2 protein-coding genes are annotated in these 1,497 nt (G+C 57.5%); both read left to right on the forward strand.

Translation table 11 applies throughout. The features are described 5' to 3' along the window. A partial coding sequence (locus AC1DPR_RS31900) for a hypothetical protein (RefSeq protein WP_477818017.1) occupies nt 1-412 on the forward strand: 412 nt, incomplete at its 5' end. A 200-nt stretch (nt 413-612) separates the two neighbouring features. Beyond that, on the forward strand, nt 613-1,497 hold an 885-nt coding region (locus AC1DPR_RS31905), incomplete at its 3' end, for a hypothetical protein (RefSeq protein WP_477818018.1).

Below are 1,497 nucleotides of genomic sequence, written 5' to 3' on the forward strand. Positions count from 1 at the left end.
CAAAGAAGAATTTGCGCGAATCAAGCAGCAGATTCGCTTTCTCGTAGATTTCTTCGTGAAGTCCATGAGAGCCACCGGGCGCGAGGTGTTCTATTCGAGGGGCGACAAGATCGAAGCGCATGCACTGATGGCCGCCATCGATGGAAATCCCGGATTGCGCGCTGAATTTCAGGCGCTGGGTAACGTGGGGCGAGGTGTAGCGACGGACGGCAAGATGAAGGGCAGTCTCGACCGGAAACTTCGCATGCTGGTTGACGAGGGCTATCTTATCGTCGCAAATGCCGAGCGAGAGATCTATCAGGTCACGGGGAAAATCGAGTACTTGACCGAAATTGTTCAATTCCTGATGACGGCGGACAACATTGCCGACGATATCGAAGAGGACCAGAACACTTCGGCGCAATTATTCTAGTCACCATGGCTGATAAATCCGACCTCGTCATCAACCACCTGAGCGAACTCTACAAGTACAGGGAACTGGTTGCGGCTGCCTACCATCATGGTTCTGTCAATGCGTCCGACGATCCGGAGGGCGGGCGCGGCCTGTACAAGCTGAATCAAGCGCGCATCCTGGTGCCATATCGGGAAGGCACCTACCGCCTCGCAACCTCGTTGGCAAAGCATCTGGACGAAATCCTGCAAATTGAGCGACTCTACTCAGCCGTCGGTGCCGATGTGGCCGATGTGGCCAAGCGCCTGCCCGAGATTGCCAGCCTTGTTGCGGACGCTGCGTTCGACGGTCGTACTGACGACGCGGATCGCTATATTGACGAGTTTGACCGCGCGGTATTCGAGTTGGCGGACGGCGTCATTGGCGCACTACAATTTCTGCGGATACTGGCAGATAACCGCTTCGCGAACGTGAACACCTACGCCGAAAAGCGTCGCCAGAACGAGTTCTATCTGGAGCGGGTCGAGCGGATCAGTCAGGCATTGGGGGCAATTCAGTCGAACGACATGATCCAATCGCTTGAATCAACGCCTGAGGGTGAGCGACTCCTGGAATCGTATCGTTCGCAGATCGCGAACCATCTTTCCGAGTGGCGGGCTCAGCTGCTCGACATTACGGCGATCCTGCGCGAATACCTCTTCCGGACGCGCCAGATTGAATTGATCGCACGACGTATGCGGGCCTTTGAGCTTTTCTTGAAGCGAACGCCGTACTRCGTGCCTGCGGATCTCGATGCCACCACGGACACGCCGCAATGGGTACGACGGGCTACGGGCTTCTCGCTGGTCGCACACCCGTGCGTACAGGATGCGTCTCAGGACGAGATTCTTCTCGACATCGCGAGAACCATTCCGGCCGTCAAGCCCCCAAGCACCAACCTGCCCCGGCTCGGGACCTTGTTGCCGGATGCACCGGTCTTGCCCGACGAACTCGAGGCAAAAACAAAACCGTGGCAGGAAGCCATGTCGACCTTGCTCGGAGCCGTGGACGCGACGCCGATTTCGGCTCTGACTTGGAAAGCGGGATGCCCCGAGATCGCCTCGCTC

It is taken from the genome of Rhizobium sp. 01T417 (assembly GCF_056398905.1).